Source organism: Carnobacterium sp. (assembly GCF_032094055.1).
Classification (GTDB): Bacteria; Bacillota; Bacilli; order Lactobacillales; family Carnobacteriaceae; genus Carnobacterium_A.
Genome location: NZ_DAMDAK010000117.1, coordinates 1 through 3,145 on the forward strand (window position 1 = coordinate 1; position 3,145 = coordinate 3,145).

Here is a 3,145-nt window from a genome sequence, read left to right on the forward strand (position 1 = left end):
CGTTGGGCCGGTCAAAAAATGATCGAAAAAAACAAGACATGATCGACGACGGACGTTCAGCTATTACTCATTTCCAAGTGCTAGAACGCTTTAACGATTTCACATTGGTTTCTTTACAATTAGAAACTGGAAGAACCCATCAAATTAGAGTGCACATGAAATATATTGGTTACCCGCTTGCAGGTGATCCAACCTATGGACCGCGCAAAACATTACCAGGAAATGGCCAGTTTTTGCATGCGCGCGTTCTCGGTTTCAACCACCCTACAACAGGCGAATTTTTGACTTTTGAAGCTCCACTGCCGGAAATATTTGAAAATACTTTAGCTGAATTAAGAGAAAACCGTTGACTTTTATTTAACTGAACGGTAAAGTCGTTACTAACAAAGAGAAAAAGATATCCTTTAATCCCAGTCCTGTGAGGCTACAAAGGAGCATACACGTATGAGTGAACTATTGTCGGATTTTTGCCTGCAGTGGAACTCACGATGCCCTTTTGCCAAATAGGTAAAAGGGTGTTTTAATGAAGTACAGTACTTATTCATCATTCACTAGATTCAAGGAGGAACAAACATGAAATTTAAATCTGAAGTAGAAGTGGTAGATGAAGCTGCTATGAAACGCGCTTTGACTCGGATTACTTACGAGATCATTGAACGAAATAAAGGTATCGAAGATTTAGTTTTGGTAGGCATCAAAACTCGAGGGATTTATGTCGCTGAACGAATTGCAGCACGCATGCAGCAGATTGAAGGAGTTGCTATCCCAGTCGGAAAACTAGACATTTCTCTTTATCGTGACGATGTCCACACTAGTGATGGACGTGAACCCGAAATAAAAGGAACAGATATTCCTTTTTCAATTGAAGGCAAACAAGTCATTTTAATTGATGACGTTTTGTTTACCGGACGGACGATTCGGGCTGCTTTAGACGCGTTAATGGATATTGGACGTCCCAGTAAAATATCTTTAGCTGTGTTGGTTGACCGTGGACATCGAGAATTGCCAATTCGGGCTGATTTTGTTGGAAAAAATATTCCCACGTCCTTAGAAGAACAAATCAAAGTAGCTATGCAAGAAGTAGATGGCGAAGACCATGTACTGATTCAAAAATTAAATTAATCATTGTGAAGCTTTAATTGAGTCCAGAGAGACACAAAAGGTCACTACTCCTATTCAGCCGTGCTAAGGATGCCTTCGCGCGGAGTCTGAATAATGATAGAACCCAACTGTCTCAATAGACGGTGGGTTCTTTTTTTATTAAAAAGGGTCCTGCCATTACACCTCATCCAAGAGCTGAAGGAAAATGTGTTAGGTAGTTGAGAAACCAGGATGTCGAGTTTTAAGTTTGGCATTCGCTATGGATTCATACATAAAAGGAGGACTAAAAATGAAAGAAGCTATAGAGCGTACACGTTTAGAGCATTTTGTTTCAGTTGAGGCATTGAAAAACGAAGAGGTGACAGCATTGATTAAGCGAGCAGGCGAACTTAAACGAGGTGCAGCTCCTCAATATGCCGGAACCAAATATGCAGTCAATCTTTTTTTTGAAAGCAGTACAAGAACCCATAAAAGTTTTGAAATGGCAGAAAATAAGCTAGGGGTGAAAGTAATTGATTTTGAACCTTCGACGAGCAGTCTGACAAAAGGAGAGAGTTTATACGATACAGTGTTAACAATGGCCGCTATTGGGGTCGATGTTGCCGTCATACGACATGGTTCTGAATCTTTTTATACCGAGCTGATCAACAGTCCAACTATTTCTTGCTCTATTATCAATGGTGGTGATGGAGCCGGGCAGCATCCAAGTCAGTGTTTACTAGACTTAATGACCATTTATGAAGAGTTTGGTTCTTTTGAAGGGCTGAAAGTAGCCATTGTAGGCGATTTAACTCATTCACGTGTTGCAAGATCCAACATGCAGATGTTGCAACGTCTTGGCGCTGAGATTTACTTTTCAGGTCCTCCAGAATGGTATAATCCATCCTTTGACCAATATGGACAATATCGGCCTTTAGACGAGTTAGTTAAAATAGTGGATGTGATGATGCTACTGAGAGTGCAACATGAACGCCACGAAACGTATGGGAATTTCTCTACAGCCTCGTATTTAGAAAAATACGGATTAACTGCTGATCGAGAACGTAATATGCTTGGTCATGCGATTATCATGCATCCTGCACCTGTTAACCACGATGTGGAGTTGCAGAGTACATTAATGGAATGCCCGCGTTCTCGCATTGTGACTCAAATGCAAAATGGTGTCTATGCTAGGATGGCTGTTTTAGAAGCTGTTTTAGCACATTAAAAAGCTGCCGGTACAAAAAGCAGTTTACAAAACTAACCAAACAATAGAGGAATGAGGGATAACAGTGTCATTATGGCTTAAAAATACAATGATTATCAACCAGCAGGGGCTGCTGCAAGCAAGTGAAGTGTTTCTAAATAATGGCATCATTGAAGCTGTCGGATCTGACTTATCTTTTCAAGGAAAACAGGCAAATCAGATCATCGATGCTCGAGGGGCTTTACTTACGCCTGGATTGATTGATGTACATGTTCATTTAAGGGAACCGGGTTTTTCAGAAAAAGAAACGATTAGAACGGGAACAATGGCGGCTGCTCGTGGCGGGTTTACGACTATTTGTGCAATGCCGAATGTGAAGCCTGAACTGGATACCGTCGAAAAACTGACTGCTGTACAAGAAAAAATAAGAACCGACGCTGTAGTAAAGGTTTTGCAGTATGCGCCAATTACCAAAGGGTTACGCAGTGAACAACTCACCGACCAAAAAGCATTGCTTTCAGCTGGAGCTTTTGCGTTTACAAATGACGGAGTGGGAGTACAAACTGCCGGGACAATGTACTTGGCCATGAAAGAAGCGGCTAAAAACAAAACCGTTATTGTTGCACATACAGAAGATGAGTCTTTATTATTTGGCGGAGTGATGCACGAAGGCACTCGCAATAAAGAACTGGGTTTGCCCGGTATCTTAAGTGTTACTGAATCCAGTCAAATTGCGCGCGATGTATTGCTCAGCGAAGCTACAGGTGCTCATTATCATGTTTGCCATGTTTCTACGAAAGAAAGTGTCCGGATTATCCGTGATGCTAAACGAGCTGGAATTCCTGTAACAGCAGAAGT

4 protein-coding genes are annotated in these 3,145 nt (G+C 41.4%); all 4 read left to right on the plus strand.

Annotated features, from left to right (window positions below; all coding sequences use genetic code 11):
• A partial coding sequence (locus RT405_RS12725; RefSeq protein ID WP_313470171.1) for a pseudouridine synthase occupies positions 1–350 on the plus strand: 350 nt, incomplete at its 5' end.
• 223 nt (positions 351–573) lie between these two features.
• A complete protein-coding gene (gene pyrR / locus RT405_RS12730; protein ID WP_035028144.1) occupies positions 574–1,122 on the plus strand; it encodes a bifunctional pyr operon transcriptional regulator/uracil phosphoribosyltransferase PyrR in 549 nt (182 codons plus the stop codon).
• Between the two features lie 268 nt (positions 1,123–1,390).
• On the plus strand, positions 1,391–2,308 hold the full coding sequence (locus RT405_RS12735; RefSeq protein ID WP_313470174.1) for an aspartate carbamoyltransferase catalytic subunit: 918 nt from the start codon (positions 1,391–1,393) through the stop codon (positions 2,306–2,308).
• Positions 2,309–2,396: 88 nt separating this feature from the next.
• Positions 2,397–3,145 (plus strand): amidohydrolase family protein (locus RT405_RS12740; protein WP_313470179.1); only part of this gene is annotated, 749 nt, incomplete at its 3' end.

Excerpts from the sequence above, each read along its gene's own strand:
- pyrR (WP_035028144.1), top strand. The coding sequence starts at position 574 with ATGAAATTTAAATCTGAAGTAGAAGTGGTAGATGAAGCTGCTATGAAA.
- RT405_RS12735 (WP_313470174.1), top strand. The coding sequence starts at position 1,391 with ATGAAAGAAGCTATAGAGCGTACACGTTTAGAGCATTTTGTTTCAGTT.